This window comes from Caulobacter sp. 602-1 (assembly GCF_003931565.1).
In the GTDB taxonomy this organism is placed as follows: domain Bacteria; phylum Pseudomonadota; class Alphaproteobacteria; order Caulobacterales; family Caulobacteraceae; genus Caulobacter.
The window spans coordinates 1-271 of the sequence record NZ_RRYI01000222.1; the positions used below are offsets into that span (position 1 = coordinate 1).

Sequence of the window (271 nt, forward strand, 5' to 3'; positions counted from 1 at the left end):
GAGGTCGTAGGATTCGCCAATGGTTTCGGGCGGCAGCTTGCCTGCTTTACGCACGGCGATGAATCCTTTGCCCAGATGAGCGGCCATGGCCGGGCCAAACAGGAATCCGCGGGATTCGAGGCCTGCGATGGAATCGAACTCGCTGGGTGGAACCGGCAGGGCCTGCTCAAGCGCATTGAGCAGAATCCTCAGCCCTTTGGCATCGGCGAGCACCGGCATGAAATCACGGAAAATGATGCCTTCCTTGGGAAAGCCCGGCACGGAACGCACT

The 271-nt window shown here is 60.1% G+C and carries 1 pseudogene; it reads right to left on the bottom strand.

Annotation, left to right across the window (positions count from 1 at the left end):
• Positions 1-271, bottom strand: a pseudogene (locus tag EIK80_RS25960) (adenine phosphoribosyltransferase); the annotation flags it as partial.